We start from the raw sequence: 23,443 nt of genomic DNA, 5'->3' as shown, positions 1-23,443 counted from the left end.
TTATTAATAACTGAAAAAAAATATTGAACGAGCTTAAAATTGAAGTTAAGTCTATACCAAAATTTGTTGTGTCAATATCCTTGTTATTAATGGTAAATTAGTATACGGATTAACGTAATCGTAGCCAACATGATATAATAAATTAGAACGAATGTTTGTATATGTGATTTCAAAACAATGTTTAGGATTGAGTTGATGGAATTATGAAAGGTATTTCAATGTTTTCTAGTGCTGGAATTGGCGAGATATTTTTTAAGGATGTTGGTATTGAATTGCTTGCTGCAAATGAGTTAGTTGAAAGAAGAGCTAATCTATACAGAAGTGTTCATAACAAAACTAATATGATTCAAGGAGATATATTAAATGAAGATGTATTTTCTAAATTTATTAATTCATCTCCAGATAAAATTGATTTCCTATTAGCCTCACCTCCTTGTCAGGGCATGAGCGTAGCGGGAAAGAATAGAAATGTACAAAGTATGTCTAATGATGAAAGAAATTATTTAATTTATAAAGTTATTGAGGCTATCCGTATAAAAGAACCAACGTATGTCCTTATTGAAAATGTACCGGCGCTATTAAAATTAATGTTGATATATAATGGTAGTTTATTAACAGTTCAAGATATTCTTCTTAATGAATTTAGTAACAAATATAAAATTGAAGCAGAAGTTGTAGATGCCGCGGATTTAGGAGTACCTCAAACTCGAAAAAGAGCCATTATTAAGATGTTTAAAAGAGGAACAAGCTGGACTTGGCCTACAACTGAGGAAAAAAAGATTACTGTAAGAGAAGCAATTAGCCATTTACCCAGTCTCGAGTCAGGAGAGTCTTCATCTATTAAATGGCATTTTGCTAGAAAACATGATGAGAGACATGTCTTGTGGATGAAACATACACCAACAGGAAATTCTGCCTTTCAAAATACAATATATTTTCCGAAAAAAGAAGATGGAAGCAGAATTAAGGGGTATGACACGACATATAGGAGAATTTTGTGGGACGAGCCCGCTCCGACAATTACGATTAGAAATGATGCTATAAGCTCACAAAGAAATGTCCATCCGGGCAGGGAATTAAAAGATGGAACCTATTCTGATGCAAGGGTGTTAACTCCACTTGAGTTAATGATATTAAATTCAATACCCGAAGATTGGGCAATACCTGATGACACACCAGAAATATTGATTAGACAATGTATTGGTGAATCAATTCCACCGTTAATGTTAAAAAAGATTATAGGAGAGATAAATTGATGAATTTAAAAGCAATATCATTATTTTCAAGTGCTGGAATTGGCGAACTACTACTTAAAGATATAGGAATAAATGTTGTTGCTGCAAATGAGTTAATTCCTAAGCGTGCTGAATGTTATAAATATTTTAACCCAGATACAGTTATGATAAATGGAGATATTACTTTACCTGAAGTTAAGGAAGAGATAAAGTCATATATTTCGGATGATGTAAAGTTGTTAATCGCAACACCTCCTTGTCAGGGGCTAAGTACTCTTGGCAAGAATAAAATACAGAGTCATTTTGAAGAAGATGAGAGGAATTACCTAATTTTTGATATTTTTGATATAATAGAAAGTGGGAATTTCGATTATATATTAATAGAAAACGTCCCCAAATTTTTAAATATGTACTTCCCATATAATGGGGAATATTTGCACCTTGAGCAAATACTGAATCAGAGGTACTCTGATAGTTACATTATTGATGCTGCTATTTTAAATGCAAAGGATTATGGAATAGCGCAAACCCGTCCAAGAGCAATAATTAAAATGTATAAAAAAGGTTTGAACTGGGGTTGGCCTGTATTAGAGTCTGAGATAGCGCTAAATGAAGCAATTGGACATCTTCCTTCACTTGAATCAGGTGAAGATTCAGGAATCCCATGGCATTATGCTAAAGTAGAGAATGACAGAGCTGTATTAGCTTTAAAACATACTCCTACTGGACAAAGTGCATTAAAAAATGAAGTTTACTATCCGAAAAAGGAAAATGGGGAAAGGATTTTAGGCTTTCATAATACATTTAAGAGAATGGTTTGGGATCAACCTGCTCACGCAAGAACAACCTATTGTGGTAGTATGAGTTCACACAATAATGTTCATCCTGGGCGAATAAAGCCAGATGGAACCTATTCTGATGCACGTGTATTGACGTTGCTAGAAACTTTTATTGTTTCTTCTATACCTAAAGATATAGCATTTCCAACATGGGTTACTGACAACTTTATAAGGACAATAATTGGTGAGTCCATTCCGCCTTTAATGCTTATGAAAATAATAAGAGAGATAGGTCCTAAATTTGAGGAGGACAAATTAGCAGATGACTTACAGAATAGAAGAGAAAAAATGGATACTGTACAGGCATACTAGTGATTTTAATTTAATATCTCAATTTGCAATTACTGTAAAAAGTTTTAATAAGTCACTTATTTCAGAAGCAAAAAAACATGAGCTTATGGAGAGGCTTAGGGAGATGAATTTCTACACTGGTAGGAATCCCGAAAAGCCTCTTGATTCAATTAACCATAGAATTAATACGCTACAATTTTTCATGTTCGGGTATAAAGATAAAGTTGGCGGTCAAAAAAGGTTTTTGTTCAGTCCATTAGGAAATTTGTTTTTAAAAAATATCGGGAACAAGGATAAAATAAGGAAAATATTTCTAACCATGCTTTGGGGCATACAATTTCCACATACTTATGGCGGCGGTACGGACCATGTAATTGAAGTTTTTCCATTTAGAATTATTTTTAAGTTACTTACTGATGAACGACTGGAAAAAAGGTTGTTTGCTTTTGAGTACGCTTACCTTGTTGCTTTTACACAAAGCATTGATGAGGAGAAGTATGAAGAGTTAGTAAAAGATATACTTTATCTAAGATCATTAACAGACGTCGATATAATAAAATTATTTGATAAGAAAAGACATGTATTAGTTAATGCCGTTTACGAATGGGACTATTACTATAAAAGATTATTTGAACAAGTTGGTTTGTTCAATGTAAATAATGGTGATTTAATATATAAAATGCAGCACGGGAATACAAATACTTTCAGAAAAGTTACTCGAAATTCAGTGAGTATTTCCTCAAACATTTATGATTATTGCTTAAAATTATTAAAAGAATACTCATATGATGAACAGCCATTAAAATTAAATGACCCTGAAAGACTAAAAAAAGATGTTATAAAGGAAATCCACAGTTTCTATCCAGAATTATTGTTAAAAGAAATTGGAGAAATGAAAAATGATTTAGAGGTTAAACTCTTAGAGTTACCTAAATTAATTGAGAGATATTCGAATAACAATGATGGAGAAGAAGCATATCTATTCGAAGATGTATTAGTTGAGGGCTTTAATATGTTCTACAATGTTGATGCTGAGAAGATAGGTGGCGCTAGTAATACTGACATTGAATGTCTATATACTGATAAAAATATCAAATTTGCAGTAGAGGCTAAATCAACAAAGAATAAGTTGCCGAGTTTAATTGCCGGTAGATTGGCATTACACAGGGAAAAAATTGGTGGACAATATACGATAGTAGTAACACCAAGATATGTCCCAGCTGTTAGAAGCGATATCCGTAATACTCCAACTGTTATTATTCTAGCTAGTACTTTTTCTGAATTTCTATATAATTGTATTGATAATAATATCAGGGAGATTGACTATTCTGATTTTGATGAGATAATTTGGGATAACCTGGGTAGTGATGTAAGTAAATTAATATCAGACCTTACTTTTAATAAATTCTCTGTCCAAGAAAATTAATATGACAGTTGACTTGTTATTGCTTAAGAAGGGAGGATCAAAATGGAATTAGATTTATTTAAGGAGTGGCTCGAAAAAAATACTGGTTTAAAAGGCAAATCGGTTCGAGATGTAATTTCTAGGTTAAAGAGGGTGGAGAAAATAATCGACCTTAACCTAAATGCCACCTACGAGCAAATTCTTGAGGAATTAGATAAAAATGAGGAATTTAGTAACCTTACAACATATGTTAAGCCTCAAATAAAACGTGCGGTAAAATTGTATAAGAAATTTGTTCAGGAAAATCAATTAGTATAAATTTGGCTGATAAATCCATAAGGGTGATTCAATTGAAGTGTAAATGTGGAATTTTATCAGTAATATGAATAGAAGAATATCCGAAAACCCTAAAAGATAAAATCAATTATGTTTCGTCTTTGTGACGTTGAATGTCTTTCATGTGGTCAAATTGAATATAGCCAACCATATGACTTTGGCAAAGCAATTAATACGGTGAAAAATTTATCACAACAAGGGTCACAAGGTTGATATATAATATTGGGATGTTATTATTTATCTTAAAAAATTTTTATATTTTCTCATTAATTATAGGGTGCGCCCATATCAGGCGTACCCATTCTTCGTATAAGGATTAGCATTTTTCGATTTCAATTCATCCCATTCTGTCACTTTATATCCAAATTTAAAGCGGATTTTCGCAGATATTTTTCTAATTGTTCCTCGTCCTGCGCACCCGTAGACCAATTCGACATTGTCCCTTGCGCACTCCATTTTCCTTGCCACTCTCTTTCTTTTAAAGTTTGTGCAGTTCTGGTATCAAATAACTGCATAAAAAATCTTGATAGTAAATTCTTATGCTGGTGCCAATTAAAGTAGGCAACAATAAGGAAAATAATTAAAGCACAACTACTTTCAGAAGAGAGAGTTAGACTTTTATAGGATGCTAGGTATAGTAAAACTACTTTTGATATTAATTATCCTTTTCTTAAGAAAGTAGAATGGAGTATTCCACTTACTGAACAAAGAAAAATTAATGGGTATGACCGATATTGGAAGGATGATCTAATCATTCACCAAGAAAGGTATCTCATTTGTAATGACTTGTATGAAAGGAATAAGCCTAAGTTTCTTAGATGGGTAAGAGAAGTAGAGAGCGAAATAAAAAAGTAGAGTAGATAAAAGAAAGGATCCGAAAAGTGATCTTTGAACAATTGGGTGGTAAACTGTAAGTGATGAATACTTTGTTCTAGAGAGAGTAGCTCGGGGTAAATATCGTTTATTATCAAGGACTTTTGTACAAAACGAATAATTTCAAAACATTTTTGGCAGTGGAAGCAAAACCCACTGTTATTTTTTTAAACAAATTTTAATCACCCTATCAATTTTTTTCAGTTTTCTCTATAAAAACAATGAAGGTGCAATGACCTAATGAAAGGACCAAACTAGCAGGAAGGATGGGTAGAGTACCTTATTAAAAAATAGATTGAAGCTGGATAAGACAAAGTGGTATACGATTCACTATGAACGGTTTATAGAATTGGATAATGAGGAATCTCAGTTTATAAATGATGTATTTGAACAGCTTGAGTGGAAGGTTGAGGATGGATGCATGATAGAGGTAATACCAGAGATACATAGGGATAAACAGGAAGTCCCTTTTTCAGATATTGAGAGCTAAAAAACTAATCAAACGTTTAATTAAATTGCTAGAACCCTTGATACATAAAAGCTGGAAGCACAATTAAGTAAACTGGTAACCCCGATAACGCTGTTTAGATTTAGCGCCGAAAAAATAAGCAACCTTAAGTTAGCCAATCATTAAGGCTGTTTAAGGTTGCTTTTATTCGTCACTCATAAGGTTTGGGTTGATAAAAATAGTTAGGTTTTACAATCTCATTATGATAATGGTTATGGAAAATATGGGTGGCAGCAGGTGCTAAAGGTGGGATGAGCCAACTCCAGTCCCCGGTAACTCGCCGACCGTTTTCCATTTCCTTTTCTTCGAATAGTTTAAACTGCTGTGCTGCGGTATGATGGTCGACAATGCTAACCCCGTCTTCTTTATAGGAATGTAAGACAGCGGAGTTTAACTCTAATAGTGCCCGGTCCTTCCACAATGAGATATTACTTTTAATATCTAGTCCCATTAAAGACCCGATTTGAGGTAGCAGGTTATACCGGAATTCATCCGCTAAGTTTCGTGCGCCAATTTCCGTGCCCATGTACCAGCCATTAAAGGGAGCAGCGGTATAAGTGATGCCACCGATTTCAAGGCACATATCAGAAATCATCGGGACTGCATACCATTTCAATTGCAAGTCTTCAAACCACTTATATTGTGGATGACGAATGGGAACTTCAAGTATTAGGTGTTCTGGTATTTCAAATATTTGAGGAGTGTGATCGTTCACCTGAATGACTAATGGTAACACATCAAATTTCCCATACTTTGGTTCCCAACCATGATTCATACAAATCTCTGTAAAGTCTATGGAACCTGGGTCCCCAATAACGCCAAGTTCGGTCTTATATCCTGCGTAACGAATTAGTTGGTGATTCCAGATGTGAATCTTTTTATTTGGGCGTGGCTGTGTAAAAATCGTGATTGTTGGTCGAATTCGCCCACCATTCGTTGCGTATCCCATGTGCTCAAATAAAGCATCTCGAATTTCTTCTTCTGTATGTAAATGTCTTTTATCAATGATGGTTAAATGATTCCAAAATAATCTACCTATACAACGGTTACTATTGCGCCAAGCTACTTTTGCCCCATATTCTAATTCTTCTGTGGTGTGTTCATAAAATCCATTGCCTTGTATCTGTTGAGTGATTTCAATTATCCGATTTTCTAAGTCATGGGCTGATTTATTTGTTTCTTTATAAAAAGAACAAATAAATTCCTTTGCTTCCGTAAGTAAATCCTTGTTCAAGGTGAATCCTCCTATGATGATAATTTCCTAATCATATCATAATGTCTTTCCGTAGGTGCGAACAGTTACTATTGAAAAAAACTAATCAAACGTTTAATTAAAAACGCTGGAACCCTTGGTACGTAAGGGCTGAAAAAACTAATCAAACGTTTAATTAAAAATTGAGCCCTCGGGTACGTAGAGCCGAAAAAACTAATCAAACGTTTAATTAAAAAAAGGGGCCATCAGGTATCTAGGTTAGAAAACTAATCAAACGTTTGATTAAAAACGCTGGAACCCTTGGTACGTAAGGGATGAGAAAATTAATCAAACGTTTAATTGGTTAAATTTATGTAAAAGTTTATGAATCTTCCAAATTGTGATGTAATAGTTCGTTGGTAATGGTATAATTTTCCTAGTTTTACAAATTTGTATTTTTGGAGGTTATTTATGACATGGTTCACCAAATGGGCATTGAGGAATAGAGCGGCTCTCGTTTTTTCCGTCATTGCCTCCATTATCTTCGGAATTTTTAATTATACTAGTATTCCTATGGAACTCATGCCGGCTGCAGACCAGCCATATGTTACGATTTCGGTAGTAGGTAACGGCATGGACGCGGTCAGTATGGACGAACAGGTAACACAGCCCATTGAAAAGGCATTAACCGGCATCAAAGGGAAACGAAATGTAGTGGCTGAAACAGGTAATAACTTTTCTCAGATGACGGTGACGTTTGAATCCGACACGAATCTGAAAGAAGCCAAGCAACAGATTCAAGAAAACATCTCCATGGTCAATCTTCCAAATGGAATCATGAAACCGTACGTTGTGCTCCTCAATACATCCCAGATTCCAGTTGTCTACTTAGGACTAACATTCGATAAAGAAATCGGAAATAAAGAACTGAACCTCGTCGACAACGATATCCTTCCTCTTTTTAAAGACATTAAAGGGGTCGGAAACGTCATGACCTACGGCGGAAAAAATCAGCAGGTCTCGATCAAAGTGGATACGGCGAAACTAGCTGCTGCCCAATTTCCTCTTGAAAAGCTGTATACGATTCTACGAGGAAAGAATGCATCCGTTGCCGTAGGCGAACAAACCCTTAATAATCAAGAAACCAGCATCATCGTGACAGGGAAATTAGAAAGTCTTGAAGACATTCAGAACCTCCAGTTAAACAACCGCATCAAACTGAAAGATGTTGCTGACGTGGCGATGGAGAAGAATACCACCAGTATTACGCATATGAATGGAAAGAATTTTATTGAAATCGTGGTACAGAAAGATTCCACGAGCAATGCTGTCACCCTCGGTAAGCAAGTGGCAGAGTTAGCAAAGAAAATTAACGATGACTATAAAGGAACGTTAACTGCAACCGTGTTTATTAACTTAGCTGATACGGTTCTCGATTCCATTAATTCGATGACAAGAGAAGTGCTGACAGGAGCCTTATTTGCCACCTTGATTATCTGGATGTTCCTGAAAAGCTTCCGCATGACCTTAATTACGATTGTCAGCATTCCGCTTTCTCTTTGTATTACCATGATTTTATTATCCTTCTTTGGAGTTACGCTAAACATTCTGACACTCGGCGGAATTGCCGTATCCGTCGGACGACTCGTGGATGACAGTATCGTGGTGGTGGAAAACATCTTCCGAAGAAAACAAGGAAATGAACTGACACCGTCCTTTATCGTGGAAGCGGTAAGAGAAGTGGCGGCAGCCATTACGTCATCTACTCTTACGACGGTAGCGGTGTTTCTTCCGATGCTCCTTGCTTCTGGTAGTTTAAGAGATTTAATAGCGCCGTTTGCGATTACCATTACCTGTTCGCTACTGTCTTCACTTCTTGTGGCATTAACAGTAGTGCCGGCACTCAGTGGACGATTGATGAAAAATGTCAAAACTAAAGACCACAAACCAGGAACCTTTTATCCTTCCATTCTTCGTTGGTCATTGAACCATAAATGGCTTCCGATTGTTTTATCGGTTGTTGTGGTGATTGGAGCGGTCGGATTATTCACCATGATTCCGAAGGGCTCGGTAGACCAGAAGGATAGTGCCTATCTTTCCGTTCTATTAAAGTACGAAAACGGGGCGAAGTTTGATGACATTCAAAATGGTCTTTCCAAGATGGAATCCCTTCTTTCCAATCAAAAAGGTGTGAAAAATAATATTGTTCAGGTCGGCAACAATGCCGATGCGGCGCAGTTTGGGGAACTTCAGGACGCCAATCAAGTCCAGTTCATGGTGTTTTTGAAGGAAGGGGCCGATTCCGCTAAAATCGTACAAGAATTGCGGAAAGCAAAAAATCAGTTCCCTAAGGCAGAGTTAACAGCGAGTACAGCGGGTCTAATGGGTGAAAACAAAACCACTGTCTCGGTGGATGTGCTAGGTAAAGACGATTCGGATATTAAAAAAGCAGCCGAAATCATCACAAAAAAATTAAACACCATCAAAGGTATTCAAAAAGTGGCTACCAATGATGATAACAAAAAACCAACGGTGAAAATTACGGTGGATGCGAAAATCGCTAACGCTGAGGAGATTTCAGGATCACTTCAAGCGATGCTGCAGCCGGCTGTTATCGGAAGTATGAAGATTGACGGACGTACCACTACGGTGAAGCTAGGTGCGTTAAAGGAAATAAGTACATCGAAAGACTTGGAAAACGTAGAAATTATGTCACCAGATGGTCCGGTATTGTTATCAAAAGTGGCAAAGGTAGAACAGATCCAACAACCGGGCACGCTTTATTCCAAAGACGGACATCACTATCTTCAGGTGAGCGCAACGATCGATCCGAAGAAAATGGTCGACGTTACCGGAGAAATCAATAAACAATTAGTAGCCTGGGGAAAAGACAAGGCTTTCGGGGATGGAACAAGTGCAGAAATCACAGGGTCTTCCATGCAGTCATCTGATGATTTGATGGAACTTGCAAAACTAGCCGTGTTCTCGATCGGAATTGTATTCATGATTCTTTTGGTCACCCTGAAATCATTCCGTGCAAGCTTTGCCATCCTGCTTTCCCTTCCGCTTGCCGCGATCGGTTCTCTATTAGGACTAGTCGTATCTAAATCAAGCATCGACATCTCGTCGGGAATTGGCATGCTGATGCTTGTGGGTATTGTTGTGACGAACGCGATCGTCTTAGTGGACCGAATCCGTCATAACGAAGAAAGCATGACCATTCGGGAAGCCATTATGGAAGCAGGTAGTGTCCGTCTTCGTCCTATCTTAATGACGGCACTCGCTACCGTATTTGCCATGGTTCCGCTGTTATTTGGACACGAATCAGCCATGAGCATGAATCTTGTTTCCAAAGGGCTTGCCGTCGTGGTCATTTTCGGACTGATTGTGTCTACATTACTGACACTGATTGTCATCCCAACGTTCTACGAACTGTTCCATTTCCGAAAAGCAAAGAAACAGAGACGAGATGCTTTAAAGAAAAAGACCGCAGAAAATCTTGACGGGTTCACTATTTAAAGGAAAATCAATTTAAATAACAAGAAAAAACAGCAAATTCAGGTTTGCTGTTTTTTTCGTGCTTTATGAGCATCTACATTTAATTAATTTGATGAAACCCTTGTACATAAGGGTTGGGGGAAACTAATCAAACGTTTGATTAAATTCTTCTGGGATGTGGATGAACCCGATTTTTTCATCCTTCTAATGCCAAAAGCAACGTCGAACGGCATTCTTCAACCAAGTCTGTATCCTGCAAATCTTCCCCATATAAAAGAAGCACAAGGAGCGAATAAATGGCTTTAAACCGTGCCACCTTTTTTACTTCGGGTGGAACGTTACCATACAAGGTGAAAAATTGTTCCCTGCCTTCCGCCGGTAAAAAACTATAAGCAATCGATAAATCTACTGCTGGGTGCCCAATATGGGTATCGCCCCAATCAATCACTGCTGAAATCCGACCGTTCACATCCACAAGCATATTGCGGATATGTAGATCACCATGAACGAGTGTCTTCTTGTTATCCTCCAATGGTTTTTCAATGGTTGAAAGAAAGGATTGCAGCAAACCCACAGCATTTTGCTCTAATAGTCCTTTTTCCTTTGCTTTTTCAATATTGGAGGCAAGCATGGGCATTCTTTTTACAATATTTATTCGTTCGAGCTGGTCATAAGGAACCTGCAGCTTTTGCGCCTCGGTAACAGGAAAATCATGTAGCGTTCGCAAAAATTGGGCTAATGGCTCAACTGACTGCATCCTCTGTTCTTTTGTTAGCCTAGCAGGTGTTTTTCCAGGTAACATTTCGTAGCCTCCAAATGGCCATGGATAATTTCCATTTGGTATTCCTTGAAACTTAGGGTTCGGAATGGGGATGGGTAGCATTGGTTCGATCACAGGAAGAAGCCGATTCTCGGTTTGAATCAAGTTGGCAGCAATTTCTCTTCGAGGAAAGCGAAATACGTATTGATTGTTCACGAGAAACACGGAATTATCGAAGCCTTCTCCTAATACTTTCAAATGAGCAGGTTGAAGCTGCGGGAACTGTTTTTCAATCATCAGACCCGCTTCTTTTTCAGAAATGACCCGCTCAGGTGCCCACGGTTGACTCATTTAAATCAACTCCAGTATGTACATATTTCATTCATTATACAGTAGTGGTACACGGCCACAAAAAGTAAAATTGAACTATTAAAATTATAGTTTGATAATGAATGGATAGAATATTGTTAAGATACATAATAATTTTTGAAGGTGTGGAACAATGGATTTTCCAACTATACATACAAATTTTTGGGATGCTGTCATTGCAGTTCCCTTAGTTTTGTTGCTTACTCAACTTATTAAACTATTTCTGAAGGTCCCGAGAAAATTTATTCCAACGGTAGCTCAACTATTAGGATTAGGCATCTCCATATTTATAAGTCATCGGCATCACTTATTCGCAGGCATTTTCATGGGCTGGTTTTATGGTTCTGCTGCCATTGGTGCCTATGCTTCATTAAAAACAACCATTTTGGCCTTCAGAAGAGAAACTAACCATGAGTAATTTTGAAGAATAATTTACACAGGCAATAAGAATGGGATTGCAATTTGTGCAATCCCAAACCAATCGGTTACCCCATTGAGGATGTCACGCTTCTTGATAGGCAGTCGATTCTTTTAATAGCTGTTCCCAATGTTCATATAGGTCAATGGCAATTTGATAGTCATCGAGGTCTGCATTATTATCTGCTTGTAGTTTTACTGTTAATTGACGGCAGGAATCTTCCCATTCCTCTAAGCTTTCGAGATCAAAGAGTTTTGAAAACCGTGGTTTCATATTTTCCCAATTTGCATAAAGATTCATGCACCAATTCAGCAGTTCATCACGGTAGCGGTGTGGTTCCTCAAAATCCATATCATGATGGGATTCGAATTCCATCTCCACTGGGAAAGCACTTGTTTCCATAGAGTCCTCATGGGAGTGTGGTTCCTCAGATTCAACCTCCATCATTTCATGGGATGTCGGTTCCTCAAGGTCCATATGTGTTTCAGGCTCCACTTCAATCATCTCTAAAAAAGGACCTGATTCGTAAAGTTCTTCACGTTGGTCCATCTCCATAGGATGATCAAAATCGACTGCCATCTCTTGGCGTGAATCCGTTTCACTTAGAAGCATTTCCCACTGTTCATATAAACGTAACGCAGTTTGATATTCACTGTAGTCCGATATGGAATCTGCCTGTAACTTCTCTGTTAGTTGAAGGCAGGAACCTTCCCACTCCTCTAGGCTTTCCGTAACAAAGATTTGAGAGAACCTCGGTTTCATAAGATTCCAATTCGCATACATGTTATGACACCAATCCAACAAATCTTCGCGGTACTGTCTTTGCTCTTCTGTCATTTCGAAACATTCTCCTTACCCATCTTAGTTGAATTTTTTTTAAAACATCCTCATATTCACATTTATAACGAACACAATTTCATACTATGTACCATGATTGTCCTAGGATTAGACATCTACCTAGATGCTTTTTACAAATAAAGAAGTTACAGTTGATGACCGGCAAATAAAGAAGTGGTTAGACCCACTGTAGCAATGGCCAGGCACGAGTAGAAGAAGCTGTCCAATGAAAGGACAGTAAAACCGGCTAAAACAATAAGTCCATCAATAACGATAATGACAAGTGCTATGTTCATGGAAAAGGTTCCTGAAATTATTTTCGCGAGTAAGTCGGTTCCTCCAGTGCTCGACTTATACCGGAGCATTAACCCCACTCCTGTCCCAATAATCACTCCTCCTATTAATGCACCTGAGAGGTGGGAAACAGAGAATTGGTGTCGAAGGGGAGCGAGTATATCAATGAACAAAGAAGAGAGTAACAGTCCTTGTAAACTGCTAAAAAAATATCCTCTTTCATTTATTGATGCAAAAATACAGATTGGAAGGCTTAAAGCTACCATTGTAATGCCTGTCTGAAAATCAAAGAAGTAATGAAGAATTAGTGCGATTCCAAGGATTCCTCCATCAATTAAATAATTAGGAACGAGAAATCCATTAACCCCAATTCCTACTAGGAAACTGCCAATAATAGTAGCCATTAATTTCTGAAGAATAACAATCACCTTGTCCCGTCTTTTTACACTATAAATATGTGGTATCCCTGAAAATAAGAAGTATGTACAAATACCTAAATAAACATAATGCCTTTCCATATAGGGAATAATAAGGGGTGGCTGAATAAAAGTAACAGGGATAGAGGGCAGAAAAATGGAAAGAAACTATGCGATCGACTTTATTAAATTTTTTGCGATAGTGGCAGTTGTCATCATCCATACATTCCCTAGCGATGACAAGATAGGATTCTTTTTACTCGATAATTTTTCTAGGTTTGCTGTACCCTTTTTCTTTGTTGCTTCAGGGTACTTGTTCGGTCTCAAAGTGATAAATACTTCTCAATTTGCAGGCTATTTTAAAAGATATGTAATAAAAATTTTAAAAATATATATTTGTTGGCTTTTGTTTTATATCGGTTATGATGTGTTACGGATTTCTTTAAGTGGTGGGAATGTTAAACACGAGTTATCTAAGTATTTGGAGGTATTGACACCTTTAAATCTCTTTTATTATGGGCATGGAACAAGTGGTTATCAATTATGGTTTGTGATTTCTCTGGCATGGAGTATTTCTGTTGTCTATCTATTCTTTAGGTTGAAAAATATAACGCTCCTATTAATCCTTAGCCTTTGTTTAAATATAGCCGGTCTTTTTGGGCAGTCGTATTCAATCTTCTATGAAGTATCTCTAGTTACACGCGATGCCTTATTCATTGGGTTATTTTATACTACCTTAGGATTCTGGTTTGCAAGCAGGTTGTCTTTCATACAGTCCTTTAGATTGGAAAAAAAGACATATTTATCTTTGATAGGTTTGTTCTTAATCCTACAGGCTGCGGAAGGCTATTTGCTGACAAAGGGGCTATCTGCCAAGCATGGAGAATACTTTTTATCGACTATATTACTTACTGTAATTTTGTTCTTCTTTACTTGCAATAATCCGCAGCTTGGAAAGGGAGTATGGGTTACAAAAATCGGCGGCAATGCTTTGGGGATCTATGCGGTCCATGTTTTATTGATTGATATGGTAGACATTTTGTTTAATTCTTTCGGTTTGGGGCATTTTTCTCATCATTTAATATGGAACCTGCTGGATGCAACGCTTGTTTTTACTTTATCGTATATAATTTATTATTTTCTGCAAAAAATAAAGCCTCGCCAGCCTTTTTGGAGGTGAATGGGGGACGTTCGGTTTGATTTTAAAAGAATTCTACACAAAATCGAAGGAATTCTACAAAATTTCAAGTTATTCTACAAAATTTCAAGTTATTCTACAAAATCAAAGAGGAATTCTACAAATTATGGATTATTTTCCCATAAACAAAAGGGCTGCAGGACACACGTCCCGCAGCCTTTTTGCATTATTAGATTTATGGCGAGGTAGTAGGAGTCTGACTATTCTTCGCCAATTTTACCTCTAGCCTTTCACTTACAAAAGTAGAGCCAAGGATAAGAACACCACCAAGCATTTGCACCCATGTCATGCTTTCATTTAAGAAAATCGCTGCGATAATGAAGGCGGAAATTGGATCAATATAGCTGAGAACCGCAATAGTCTGTCCCTTTAATTCCTGAAGAGACGTAAAGTATAAGAAATAAGCTAAGCCGGTATGCACAATCCCGAGGATCAGGATAAAAATGAGTGATGTTGAATCTAAACTAGAAAAATTAAGGTCCCCATGCCACAGGATATAGGGAAACAGGACAACCGCTCCAGCCATTAATTGAACTAATGTGAGCTCGAAACCAGATAGGTTTTTAATAAATTTGTTCATTAAAATAACGCTGGCATATAATGCTGCCGCCAGTAGGCCATACAAAATACCAACCGCATGATTCTGAGAGCCGCTTGTGCCACCAGCCCCCGTATAAACAACTAAAAATAGCCCAATCATCGCTGTTACGATGCATCCTACCTTGATACTTGTCAGTTTCTCTTTCAAAATCCATGGAGCTAAAATCATGACAAAAATCGGCGCAAAGTAGTAGCTGATGGTCGCGTTAGATACGGTTGTATACCGATAGGATTCAAATAGAAAGATCCAATTCAGGCCAATTGCCGCTCCTGATAGCAGGAGTAAAAGAGCATTTTGTTTTAATGCTTTAAGCGATGGTTTATGCTTGAATAGGAAACTTGCAATAAGTAGGAATAGACTCCCGATGACTCCTCTTAAAAAGGCAATTTCGCTTGAAGTGAGATGATCAATCTTTTTGACAAATACCCCGATGCTTCCAAAAATGAGCATGGTGATGATGAGTCTCATTTTTCCGTTCATGTAGAACCCCTCCTAATTATTCTTAATCGAATCATAAATTGAAGCATTTTTCAAACTATTTTTATTAACAGATAGGATCGAATAAATAGTAGTGATAATTTTTTCGGAATATTATAAAATTATTTGTAATGCGTAGGTATAAGGGGAGTGTGTGATGAAGAAGGTATATCGAGATTTCTTTTTGCATTTTGACATTTTAACTATGTTCTTGTTAGTCCTATTTGGAGTGGTTTATGTGGTTAGTGTAGGGGTAGAAACATCATTAGTTTTTTACTTTTTGCTTGGCCTATTGACCTTTGCCTTCAGTGAATATTTGACACACCGCTTTTTGTTTCATTTAAAAACCCCTAAGAATCCGCACTTTTTGAAATTTCTCAAGAGAATTCATTACGATCATCATACCTATCCCGATGATTTAAAGCTTTTGTTTCTGCCGTTATGGTACAGCCTGCCAAACTTCCTGGTTATTTGTTCGATATTCTATTTCATCACGGGTGATTTTACAGGAACGGTCACGTTTGGAATAGGGTTGATGACGATGTTATTAACCTATGAATGGAAGCATTACGTAGCCCACCGGCCATTGAAGCCGAAAACGAAATTCGGTAGATGGGTGAAGAAGGTTCATATTCTTCATCATTATAAAAATGAAAATTACTGGTACGGTGTGAGTACGCCATTTGCCGATTACTTATTTGGTACGTTTAGAGAGGAAAAAGAGGTTGAAACGAGCAAGACGGCTAAGAATTTGGAGATGAGGTAGTTTTTACAAGGAAAGATTAGAATTCGATTAAATTTGCCATACCTTCGATTCGTTGAAGGTATTTTTTTATGGATATGAAATATATAAAGTAACACGGCCTTAGAAAAATTCATCCTACAAACCATTCAAGTAAAGGGAGCGCGATTTGTATGTTCATCGATAGTATTTGTCCAAAATGTGGGGAAATCAATCAAGTAGAACATAAAGGGGAAAAGATTCTTCTAGTCACATGCAAGAATAAGCATATGTATGACCATATAGTGATCCCGTATTCTCGAAACCAAGCGATGAAGGATGAAAAACGGGCAAAGTTAGAGGAAATGATTGTAGAGAAGAAATTTCATCGAATGAGTGATAAATCCACTATTTGTCTATTAATATTTAATAATGGATACGAAATAGAAGGACGTTCGACGGTTCGAGATGTCGCAGATTTTCGTAACATCATTGGCAAGGATAAGGCCTATGAACAGGCATTGAAGAAGGCTATGGTGGCGCTAGGGGCATTTCTAGTATAAATAAATGAGACGATCCTTCGTTAAGGGGGTCGTCATTTTTTTAGTATGAAACTTTTACCAATTTTAATGCGTAGTACACTATTATGGGGAGGGATGGTGATTCATTTGGTAATTGGAGTTGTAACGGGGGCACTTGTGCTAGCTGGAGTGGTGACAGGAGTAGTGGTATTAGCGAAAAAGGATCGACCTAAATTAGCGAAAGAAAATATTCCTGAGCATCTGGGTGTGCTGACCGATATTCCAGTGACACCATTGCTTGAAAAATTAGATTCCTCCTTGAATGCTGATTATATGGAACAAGTAAGGTATCGTTTCCTTCAGGAGCATCCTAAACGGACCGAAGATGAATTCGAATGGCGTCTGTTTGAATTAAAGCGGTATTTTTTGCTTTCCAATATGTTAAAGGAAACGCCTATGTTTAGTGCAGAAGTGGATGAAGTCTGGCATACAATGCTGCTTTTTACGCAAAAATATCAAACTTTCTCCGATCGATTTGTTGGAAAAATGCTGCATCATATGCCTAATACGAATCCAACGCCTGCCCCGCAGGAACGAGCGTTTTTTGATTGGGTATTTTCTCATTTGTTTACAATTACCGAGTATAGCTGGAAGTCCTGGGGCAGCTTTTTTAGATACCCTTTAGATAAAAAGGTTTTACAAGAGTTTAAGGAAGAAAGTAATGATTGGTTGATTAATAGATATTTTAAAGTGAATGAGGTTAACAGGGGGACGGTTGAGTACCTTGTTAGGCAAATGAAGCAGCAAGTCATAAATGCGGAAGAAACATATCATGTGGATTCAAAAGGTCAATTTACGAAGCAACGGTATTATGGTGAAATGACGAACATGTCTCTTGCTATGGTATTTTTCTCTAGTTTTTACTTTGATGATTATTGGAAGTATGCGAGTGAGTATACGTATGCGAAAGCGGCGAATTATACAAGTGGCTGCTCCACGGCGATTTTCTGCGGGACGGCTTTGCATGGGCCAGGTCATAAGGACGGTGGACATGGCGACGGTCACGGTGGTGGGGGACATGATGGAGGTGGTTCCAGCTGCTCAAGTTGCTCCGGCGGCTCCAGCTGTTCAAGCTGTGGAAGTGGATGTTCCTCTTAGCGGAGGAACTATTTTTTTTTTTGCAAAAAACTAATCAAACGTTTAATTGAATTTTTGGAAGCCTTGATACGACTGGGTTTGGGAAACTAATCAAACGTTTGATTAAATATTTTAGGTGGAAGATTTTGGTTGATGTGTGATTGATAAAGCTTTATGATTAAACTAACTAATTATCGGGAGGATGAGGCTATTGCGTACGATTAACAGGTTTTATAAGGGTGAAGAGGTGAAAAATACAATATATTAAGGAGATTAAAATGACCATTATTAATTCTAAACTTTTTTACGGTGATCGGGTAAAGCTATCTGCAGCAAGGGAAGAAGATGTGGACATCATGATGAAGTGGGGCGAGGACGATGAATATCTACGAAATGTGGATACCGATATAGCCCTTCCTAAAACAAAAGAACAATGGAGCGAAGAGGGGAGCTCAGGACCTAATAGTTCTTACTTCCGACTTAGAACCATTGAACATGATGAACTGATTGGCTTTGCTGTTATTCATAGCATCGAGTGGAATAATCGCGCGGGGATGTTGGCCATCGGAATTGGCCAGTCCGCACATCGTAACAAAGGATATGGGTCAGATGCCTTAAAGCTGATTCTTCGCTATGCTTTCCATGAACTAAATCTAGACCGGGTTGGTTTAGAAGTAATTGAATATAACAAAGGTGGAATCAGGGCATACGAAAAGGTTGGTTTTCAATTAGAAGGCCGCAAGCGCTCGATGGTCTATCGGGACGGAAAACGATATGACGTTCTTGTGATGGGCGTTTTACGGCATGAATGGGAAAACCTTCAAACCGTATAAGAAGTAAAAAGGAAAGAGCTGCGCCGTTGCAGCTCTTTTTAATGTAAATCTAAGAATTCACATACGTTCCTGACATGCTCACTTTTCGGATAGGTTTGATACAAAGTACTAGACAGCCGTATCGGATCTCCAAAAAAGTATCTTTCATAGTGTGTTTGTCTCGTTCCAAATGAGCTCATGGTCAAATCCCAAGCTAAACGAAATATTTTCACGCGCTCCTCAGCCGTCTTACTCGCCCCTTGAAGATACTGGTCAAGGTCCGTGCGAATTTCAGATTCAAATGCTTTTTCAGTTGGTAATGATACCATTCCACTTGCACCTATTAATTGAATAATCTCGCTGAAACGAGGATAAATTCGTGGAAAGACATTGGTGGCCACTTGCAGGGGAAGAAGACTAGGACGCATATATCCCCATTCATCAAGCTGTGCATCATGTTCAGACTTTTCCACAAGTGCTTTCATGGTTTCAAGACCAATGATGATTTCTGATAGTTTTTCCTGAATATGCTGGTATTCACTTACATTAATTGTCTCTACTAAGAGCTCAGCAATACCTAAGACAAACTCGGTTTTTACAATTTGCCTCGTAACCACTTGATGCGTGGCAAAATGATGGAAAGAGCTGTGAAGCATGAAATCATTAGCTGCCTCGACATTGTCCAAAAAGAATACTCGGTCCCATGGCACTAACACGTTATCAAAAACGACGATGGAATCCATTTCTTCATAACGAGAGCTTAAGGGGTGATTAATGGGAGATTCCCCGCCTACAAATGAGTCCCTACAGATAAATTTTAAACCTTTCGTATCAGAAGGAATGGAGAAAGCAAATGCTTCAGCTGGATCCATGAATCTCCTTGGAGCCGTATAGACTAATACTTCATCCGTTAATCCACCTTGTGTAGCAAGGAGCCGAGCACCTTTAATGATGATTCCTTTTTCATTTCGATCAATTACTTTTGCAGAAATGGGATCCTTAGAACAGTCAAAATTATATTGGGAACGATTAATTTGCGGAGTAATGAATGTATGTGTAAAGCAAAGGTCGTTTTCTTTTGCTTTTTCATAGACTGCTAGAATGTTTTCGGGGAAGCAGTTTTCTTTCCCCTTCAAGAGGGCAGCCGAAGAGGAGGCAAAGCTCATAACGATTGTGTTCATATAATCTGGACTTCTGCCCATCAATCCATGCGTGTGCCTTGCCCAGATTTTAATCATTTCTCGTCTTTTCTTTAAATCTTCTTTTGTTTTCGGCTGCATGAAGGAAAGTCCTATTAAGCTATTAGTTTCTGGAGATAGGTAAGTCATTTTCTTGATAAACTCACTATCATTCTGCAAATCATAAAGCGATGCTTTTGTTTGCAGGATGCCTTTAAAGGCAGGATGTTCAGAAAGCATTCCCTTGATTTTTTCACCGTCGTACCAGATTTCAGTATCCATCTTATTTAATCGGTCAATAAAATGATTCCCCGTAATAATTCCCATATGCACACTCCCAATTTTTGTACATGTTAGCTAGTTCTATTTTATTGGATAACCTGTTGGCATGTTCCAATAGGATAAGCCTTGTTTTAAATTGGGAAGAGTAAGGGTACATTTTATGAAATAAAGAGAATGTTTTCTTTTCTAAATCAGTACTGGCTCCGCCTTCGCCATATACCATGATAGCCACACGCGCTATCCCCACTATTTCTTACTATACCCACAAATTATTAAAGAATTATGACGTAAGTGTTAGAGACATATTAAGCATTTGTTACAATAACATAAAACAAGCAACCTCTAGGGCTGCTTATTTTAATCGTTTTGGGGCTGCGTTTTTGTGGGGTGTTCTATTAGCTCAGCCAAATCTTCCTTCATTTGGTCGAGATTTTCCTCTGTTTTGGTATCCCAAATGCTGTATTTGATTTCGTTGGGTTGATTTTCTTTTTTTATCATGTTGTGGATTCACCTCAATTATTAGCGTTTCTATTAGTAGTAGATTTATACGTTTTTGTTTAAACTAAATGCTTATGAATTAAGGACGAGAGGGTGGCAATGATGGAAAGAGAAGTTGTTTTATTTATAGCAGCAAGCTTAGATGGTTTCATCGCAAAAGAAGGGGACGATTTAGATTGGTTACACGAAACCGAGGGTGAGGGGGATAACGGTTTTTCTGAAATGTATGAATCGATTGATACCATCATTATGGGGAAAAAAACATACGATTATGTGGTAAGAGTAACTGATACCTTTCCGCATTCAGATCGGAAGTGTTATGTGTTCTCGAGGTTTGAGCAGGGTTCGAATGGGGATGTGGAATTTGTAAATGAGGATGTTATTGAATTTACTAAGAAATTGAAGCAACGAGAGGGTTCTAAAATCTGGATGGTTGGCGGGGCCAATCTGCTCGATGCGTTTATGAAAGAGAAGTTGATTGATGAAATCATTATTACGATTACGCCTCATATACTAGGTTCTGGTATTCCATTATTTAACGCACCGAATCCGGAGTTGCCATTAACTCTGCTTGAAGTAAAACGGTATAACCAATTTGCGCAGATGCATTATAAAGTGAATCATTAGGCCTTTTCATTTTTTGGGGAAGGTCTTTTTTATTGGGGTGATTTTGAGAGTGATTTTCAGATTCGCTGATAAATCTCGGAAATTCGCTGATAAATTTTGATATTCGCTGATAAAATTCTAGATTCGCTGATAAATGCTAATAATTCGCTGATAAGATCCCTGTTTTTCTTTATTTAAGTGTAATTTTACACTTTACTTAACCTTCTACGAGCCCGAAAGCTCCATCCAGAAATCAATTGGGTAACGTAAACCGCCTCTATGTGATCGAACCCATCAACTGGAACCCGAATGAGTCACATAAATTCCCTTCTTTTTCAAAAATCTACTTCCCTTCACAAAAATAAATCCCTTTTTTTACAATTAGGACATATGTCCTTTCCTGAAACGCTCAAAATCAGTTTAATTAAGATAAATCAACGATGGAGAGTGAACACGATGAAAGGAATCTTTTTTGCCTTTTTAGCCGGGGCGTTTATTACCCTGCAAGGAGTAGCAAACACTAAAATTAGTAATGATATAGGCACATGGCAAGCTGCAACCATTACACAGTTAATCGGATTTATAGTGGCCTTACTTATACTCATGTTCACCAGAGAAAAAAAATACCAAGGCTTCACGCAGGTAAAACCGTTATATTTAGTCGGCGGTACCTTCGGGGCGGTTGTCGTTTTTAGCAACGTCACGGCGATTCAGCATATTGGTGTTACCTTTACAGTTGCCGTAATACTGATTGCTCAGCTTTGTCTAACCTTTATAATAGACAGTAACGGATGGTTCGGCTTAACAAAGCAAAAAATGAAGCTACCGCAGTTTATTGGTATCGGAATGATGATTGCTGGGGTATTGATTCTTAGGTTTTAAACGTACGCAGGTGGAAGGTGGATCTTAGCAAATGAAAGAGATAAAAGATCGTGCGCAATTACAAGCATATAAAGAGACATATCAGCTGGAACCCATATTTAATCAACAACTGAACCCATACTTGTCTCTATACAGCTTTGAAGAAGGAGAACTCATTTGTACGCAGGGTGAACCTTCCGAGTATTTATACGTTCTTGTGAAGGGCAAAGTGAAAATCTATAATAACTCATCTGAAGGCAAAACGCTCATCCTTTCGTTTAAGACACCTCTTGAGGTCATTGGGGATCTTGAATACGTGCAGGGGATTGATTTTGTTAATACAGTGGAGGCTGTTTCGTCAGTTAGTATGATTGGTATTCATCATCGCTGGTTGAAAAAATATGCTAAAGATCATGCACCGTTCCTGCAATTTTTATTAGAAATTATCACGAAAAAATTCCATTTGAAATCGAAATCAATGAGTTTGACTATCATGTATCCAGTCGAAGTACGTTTGGCCAGTTATCTCATGTCGGTCTCTTTGGATGAATCCGTCTCACTGAATAAAAGACAAATTAGCATTAGTATCAAGGATACGGCCAATTTGATTGGAACAAGTTATCGGCATTTAAATCGCGTAATCGGCCAATTGTGTAAAGATGGTTTAATCGAGCGGAAAAAGGGAGTCATCCTCATCAAAGATAGGGAAGGATTGAGGATATTGGCTGGAGATAATATTTACGAATAGAATAGGGGAGTAAAGTATGATACTGGGATTATTATTCTCGCTGCTGGCGGGATCGCTGCTTAGCGTGCAAAATATTTTCAACAGTAAGGTAAGCGAACGCGCCGGATCATGGGCCACGACCACATTAGTATTAGGGCTAGGATTTCTCGCTTCCATGATTTTCGGCCTGATTTTTGAAGGAAAAGAATTATTTCAGTTACAAAACATGAAGCTTTGGTACTGGTTCAGTGGCTTACTTGGGATAGGGGTGGTTACCTTTATCGTTCAGGGGATGAAGCACCTTGGACCAAGCTATGCCATCGCGATTGTCTTTGCATCACAGCTCGCATTTGCTTTATTGTGGGACTCACTCGGATTATTAGGATTAGAAAAAGTTCCATTTACTTTTAAGCAGTTAATTGGTGTGCTGGTTATCGTCGGTGGGGTTGTTGTTTTTAAATTTGGGAGTAGACGGGAAAGCCAAGTGCGTGCTAAAAAAATGTTAGAGTTAACGAATGAAGTTTGAATCCAAGTACCTTCCCTTCACAAGTGC

General features: G+C 37.8%; 24 protein-coding genes. 16 read left to right on the top strand and 8 right to left on the bottom strand.

Translation table 11 applies throughout. From position 1 onward, the window contains the following. The first annotated feature begins 203 nt into the window (after positions 1-203). From dcm to QFZ87_RS24175, 4 genes are read left to right on the top strand one after another with little or no spacing between them, the layout of a single operon-like run. On the top strand, positions 204-1,256 hold the full coding sequence (gene dcm / locus QFZ87_RS24190) for a DNA (cytosine-5-)-methyltransferase (protein WP_309867301.1): 1,053 nt from the start codon (positions 204-206) through the stop codon (positions 1,254-1,256). Further along, a complete protein-coding gene (locus tag QFZ87_RS24185) occupies positions 1,256-2,386 on the top strand; it encodes a DNA cytosine methyltransferase (RefSeq protein ID WP_309867299.1) in 1,131 nt (376 codons plus the stop codon). The genes dcm and QFZ87_RS24185 overlap by 1 nt, the downstream gene beginning before the upstream one ends. After that, a complete protein-coding gene (locus tag QFZ87_RS24180; protein ID WP_309867297.1) occupies positions 2,337-3,791 on the top strand; it encodes a hypothetical protein in 1,455 nt (484 codons plus the stop codon). The genes QFZ87_RS24185 and QFZ87_RS24180 overlap by 50 nt, the downstream gene beginning before the upstream one ends. Positions 3,792-3,833: 42 nt before the next feature. After that, the gene (locus tag QFZ87_RS24175; RefSeq protein ID WP_309867296.1) at positions 3,834-4,088 is read left to right on the top strand and encodes a hypothetical protein; all 255 of its coding nucleotides are present in this window, start codon (positions 3,834-3,836) and stop codon (positions 4,086-4,088) included. Between the two features lie 306 nt (positions 4,089-4,394). Here QFZ87_RS24175 and QFZ87_RS24170 read toward each other — a convergent pair whose 3' ends face one another. Next, positions 4,395-4,574, bottom strand: coding sequence for a hypothetical protein (locus QFZ87_RS24170; protein ID WP_309867294.1), 180 nt, complete (start codon positions 4,572-4,574; stop codon positions 4,395-4,397). Between the two features lie 700 nt (positions 4,575-5,274). Here QFZ87_RS24170 and QFZ87_RS24165 point away from each other — a divergent pair. Further along, positions 5,275-5,469 carry a hypothetical protein gene (locus QFZ87_RS24165; protein WP_309867292.1) on the top strand — a complete coding sequence of 65 codons (195 nt, stop codon included), beginning with the start codon at positions 5,275-5,277 and terminating at the stop codon, positions 5,467-5,469. Between the two features lie 169 nt (positions 5,470-5,638). Here QFZ87_RS24165 and QFZ87_RS24160 read toward each other — a convergent pair whose 3' ends face one another. Continuing rightward, complete coding sequence (locus tag QFZ87_RS24160) at positions 5,639-6,721, bottom strand: nitric oxide synthase oxygenase (protein WP_309867289.1); 1,083 nt, start codon at positions 6,719-6,721, stop codon at positions 5,639-5,641. 429 nt (positions 6,722-7,150) lie between these two features. On the opposite strand from QFZ87_RS24160, the gene QFZ87_RS24155 reads away from it, so the two are divergent. Further along, entirely contained in the window at positions 7,151-10,198 is a 3,048-nt protein-coding gene (locus tag QFZ87_RS24155; protein ID WP_309867285.1) for an efflux RND transporter permease subunit, read from the top strand. 175 nt (positions 10,199-10,373) lie between these two features. Here QFZ87_RS24155 and QFZ87_RS24150 read toward each other — a convergent pair whose 3' ends face one another. Next, entirely contained in the window at positions 10,374-11,288 is a 915-nt protein-coding gene (locus tag QFZ87_RS24150) for a phosphotransferase (protein WP_309867282.1), read from the bottom strand. A gap of 151 nt (positions 11,289-11,439) precedes the next feature. Here QFZ87_RS24150 and QFZ87_RS24145 point away from each other — a divergent pair, with 151 nt between their 5' ends. Next, positions 11,440-11,724 (top strand): hypothetical protein, encoded by a 285-nt coding sequence (locus QFZ87_RS24145; RefSeq protein ID WP_309867281.1) that lies wholly within the window; start codon positions 11,440-11,442, stop codon positions 11,722-11,724. A gap of 84 nt (positions 11,725-11,808) precedes the next feature. Here QFZ87_RS24145 and QFZ87_RS24140 read toward each other — a convergent pair whose 3' ends face one another. Both QFZ87_RS24140 and QFZ87_RS24135 read right to left on the bottom strand, forming a co-directional pair. Next, complete coding sequence (locus QFZ87_RS24140; protein WP_309867278.1) at positions 11,809-12,561, bottom strand: hypothetical protein; 753 nt, start codon at positions 12,559-12,561, stop codon at positions 11,809-11,811. A gap of 146 nt (positions 12,562-12,707) precedes the next feature. Continuing rightward, positions 12,708-13,259 (bottom strand): YitT family protein, encoded by a 552-nt coding sequence (locus QFZ87_RS24135; protein WP_309867275.1) that lies wholly within the window; start codon positions 13,257-13,259, stop codon positions 12,708-12,710. A 169-nt stretch (positions 13,260-13,428) separates the two neighbouring features. Here QFZ87_RS24135 and QFZ87_RS24130 point away from each other — a divergent pair, with 169 nt between their 5' ends. Continuing rightward, positions 13,429-14,451: an acyltransferase gene (locus QFZ87_RS24130; protein WP_309867273.1), complete on the top strand. Its 1,023-nt coding sequence runs from the start codon at positions 13,429-13,431 to the stop codon at positions 14,449-14,451. A 193-nt stretch (positions 14,452-14,644) separates the two neighbouring features. On the opposite strand, the gene QFZ87_RS24125 is transcribed toward QFZ87_RS24130, so the two are convergent. Then, complete coding sequence (locus tag QFZ87_RS24125; protein ID WP_309867271.1) at positions 14,645-15,550, bottom strand: DMT family transporter; 906 nt, start codon at positions 15,548-15,550, stop codon at positions 14,645-14,647. 154 nt (positions 15,551-15,704) lie between these two features. Here QFZ87_RS24125 and QFZ87_RS24120 point away from each other — a divergent pair, with 154 nt between their 5' ends. The 4 genes from QFZ87_RS24120 (at position 15,705) to QFZ87_RS24105 (ending at position 18,759) form a co-directional block, all read left to right on the top strand. Continuing rightward, entirely contained in the window at positions 15,705-16,313 is a 609-nt protein-coding gene (locus tag QFZ87_RS24120; RefSeq protein ID WP_309867268.1) for a sterol desaturase family protein, read from the top strand. A 149-nt stretch (positions 16,314-16,462) separates the two neighbouring features. Further along, positions 16,463-16,831 (top strand): Gp49 family protein, encoded by a 369-nt coding sequence (locus QFZ87_RS24115; protein ID WP_309867265.1) that lies wholly within the window; start codon positions 16,463-16,465, stop codon positions 16,829-16,831. A 93-nt stretch (positions 16,832-16,924) separates the two neighbouring features. Then, positions 16,925-17,947: a glycine-rich domain-containing protein gene (locus QFZ87_RS24110; protein ID WP_309867263.1), complete on the top strand. Its 1,023-nt coding sequence runs from the start codon at positions 16,925-16,927 to the stop codon at positions 17,945-17,947. Between the two features lie 257 nt (positions 17,948-18,204). Further along, complete coding sequence (locus QFZ87_RS24105) at positions 18,205-18,759, top strand: GNAT family N-acetyltransferase (RefSeq protein ID WP_309867260.1); 555 nt, start codon at positions 18,205-18,207, stop codon at positions 18,757-18,759. Positions 18,760-18,797: 38 nt separating this feature from the next. On the opposite strand, the gene hpaB is transcribed toward QFZ87_RS24105, so the two are convergent. Continuing rightward, a complete protein-coding gene (gene hpaB / locus QFZ87_RS24100) occupies positions 18,798-20,243 on the bottom strand; it encodes a 4-hydroxyphenylacetate 3-monooxygenase, oxygenase component (protein ID WP_309867257.1) in 1,446 nt (481 codons plus the stop codon). Positions 20,244-20,555: 312 nt separating this feature from the next. After that, the gene (locus QFZ87_RS24095) at positions 20,556-20,696 is read right to left on the bottom strand and encodes a hypothetical protein (RefSeq protein ID WP_309867255.1); all 141 of its coding nucleotides are present in this window, start codon (positions 20,694-20,696) and stop codon (positions 20,556-20,558) included. 102 nt (positions 20,697-20,798) lie between these two features. Between QFZ87_RS24095 and QFZ87_RS24090 the strand changes: the two genes are divergently transcribed. The 4 genes from QFZ87_RS24090 to QFZ87_RS24075 all read left to right on the top strand — a co-directional run bounded on the left by QFZ87_RS24090 (position 20,799) and on the right by QFZ87_RS24075 (position 23,416). Further along, positions 20,799-21,323: a dihydrofolate reductase family protein gene (locus tag QFZ87_RS24090; RefSeq protein ID WP_309868089.1), complete on the top strand. Its 525-nt coding sequence runs from the start codon at positions 20,799-20,801 to the stop codon at positions 21,321-21,323. 435 nt (positions 21,324-21,758) lie between these two features. Beyond that, on the top strand, positions 21,759-22,184 hold the full coding sequence (locus QFZ87_RS24085) for a DMT family transporter (protein ID WP_309867253.1): 426 nt from the start codon (positions 21,759-21,761) through the stop codon (positions 22,182-22,184). A gap of 31 nt (positions 22,185-22,215) precedes the next feature. Further along, the gene (locus QFZ87_RS24080; RefSeq protein ID WP_309867251.1) at positions 22,216-22,911 is read left to right on the top strand and encodes a Crp/Fnr family transcriptional regulator; all 696 of its coding nucleotides are present in this window, start codon (positions 22,216-22,218) and stop codon (positions 22,909-22,911) included. A 16-nt stretch (positions 22,912-22,927) separates the two neighbouring features. Beyond that, a complete protein-coding gene (locus QFZ87_RS24075) occupies positions 22,928-23,416 on the top strand; it encodes a DMT family transporter (RefSeq protein ID WP_309867249.1) in 489 nt (162 codons plus the stop codon). Positions 23,417-23,443 lie beyond the last annotated feature (27 nt).

Source organism: Bacillus sp. SLBN-46 (assembly GCF_031453555.1).
Taxonomy (GTDB): Bacteria; Bacillota; Bacilli; order Bacillales; family Cytobacillaceae; genus Neobacillus.
This window is presented reverse-complemented; position numbering and strand designations above follow the sequence as displayed.

Coding starts and splice junctions, on each gene's coding strand:
- dcm (WP_309867301.1), top strand. CDS start 204: ATGAAAGGTATTTCAATGTTTTCTAGTGCTGGAATTGGCGAGATATTT.
- QFZ87_RS24185 (WP_309867299.1), top strand. CDS start 1,256: ATGAATTTAAAAGCAATATCATTATTTTCAAGTGCTGGAATTGGCGAA.
- QFZ87_RS24090 (WP_309868089.1), top strand. CDS start 20,799: ATGGAAAGAGAAGTTGTTTTATTTATAGCAGCAAGCTTAGATGGTTTC.
- QFZ87_RS24075 (WP_309867249.1), top strand. CDS start 22,928: ATGATACTGGGATTATTATTCTCGCTGCTGGCGGGATCGCTGCTTAGC.
- QFZ87_RS24115 (WP_309867265.1), top strand. CDS start 16,463: ATGTTCATCGATAGTATTTGTCCAAAATGTGGGGAAATCAATCAAGTA.
- QFZ87_RS24175 (WP_309867296.1), top strand. CDS start 3,834: ATGGAATTAGATTTATTTAAGGAGTGGCTCGAAAAAAATACTGGTTTA.
- QFZ87_RS24135 (WP_309867275.1), bottom strand. CDS start 13,259: ATGGCTACTATTATTGGCAGTTTCCTAGTAGGAATTGGGGTTAATGGA.
- QFZ87_RS24080 (WP_309867251.1), top strand. CDS start 22,216: ATGAAAGAGATAAAAGATCGTGCGCAATTACAAGCATATAAAGAGACA.
- QFZ87_RS24140 (WP_309867278.1), bottom strand. CDS start 12,561: ATGACAGAAGAGCAAAGACAGTACCGCGAAGATTTGTTGGATTGGTGT.
- QFZ87_RS24155 (WP_309867285.1), top strand. CDS start 7,151: ATGACATGGTTCACCAAATGGGCATTGAGGAATAGAGCGGCTCTCGTT.
- QFZ87_RS24105 (WP_309867260.1), top strand. CDS start 18,205: ATGACCATTATTAATTCTAAACTTTTTTACGGTGATCGGGTAAAGCTA.
- QFZ87_RS24095 (WP_309867255.1), bottom strand. CDS start 20,696: ATGATAAAAAAAGAAAATCAACCCAACGAAATCAAATACAGCATTTGG.
- QFZ87_RS24125 (WP_309867271.1), bottom strand. CDS start 15,550: ATGAACGGAAAAATGAGACTCATCATCACCATGCTCATTTTTGGAAGC.
- QFZ87_RS24180 (WP_309867297.1), top strand. CDS start 2,337: ATGACTTACAGAATAGAAGAGAAAAAATGGATACTGTACAGGCATACT.
- QFZ87_RS24085 (WP_309867253.1), top strand. CDS start 21,759: ATGAAAGGAATCTTTTTTGCCTTTTTAGCCGGGGCGTTTATTACCCTG.
- QFZ87_RS24130 (WP_309867273.1), top strand. CDS start 13,429: ATGGAAAGAAACTATGCGATCGACTTTATTAAATTTTTTGCGATAGTG.
- hpaB (WP_309867257.1), bottom strand. CDS start 20,243: ATGGGAATTATTACGGGGAATCATTTTATTGACCGATTAAATAAGATG.
- QFZ87_RS24110 (WP_309867263.1), top strand. CDS start 16,925: ATGGTGATTCATTTGGTAATTGGAGTTGTAACGGGGGCACTTGTGCTA.
- QFZ87_RS24150 (WP_309867282.1), bottom strand. CDS start 11,288: ATGAGTCAACCGTGGGCACCTGAGCGGGTCATTTCTGAAAAAGAAGCG.
- QFZ87_RS24145 (WP_309867281.1), top strand. CDS start 11,440: ATGGATTTTCCAACTATACATACAAATTTTTGGGATGCTGTCATTGCA.
- QFZ87_RS24120 (WP_309867268.1), top strand. CDS start 15,705: ATGAAGAAGGTATATCGAGATTTCTTTTTGCATTTTGACATTTTAACT.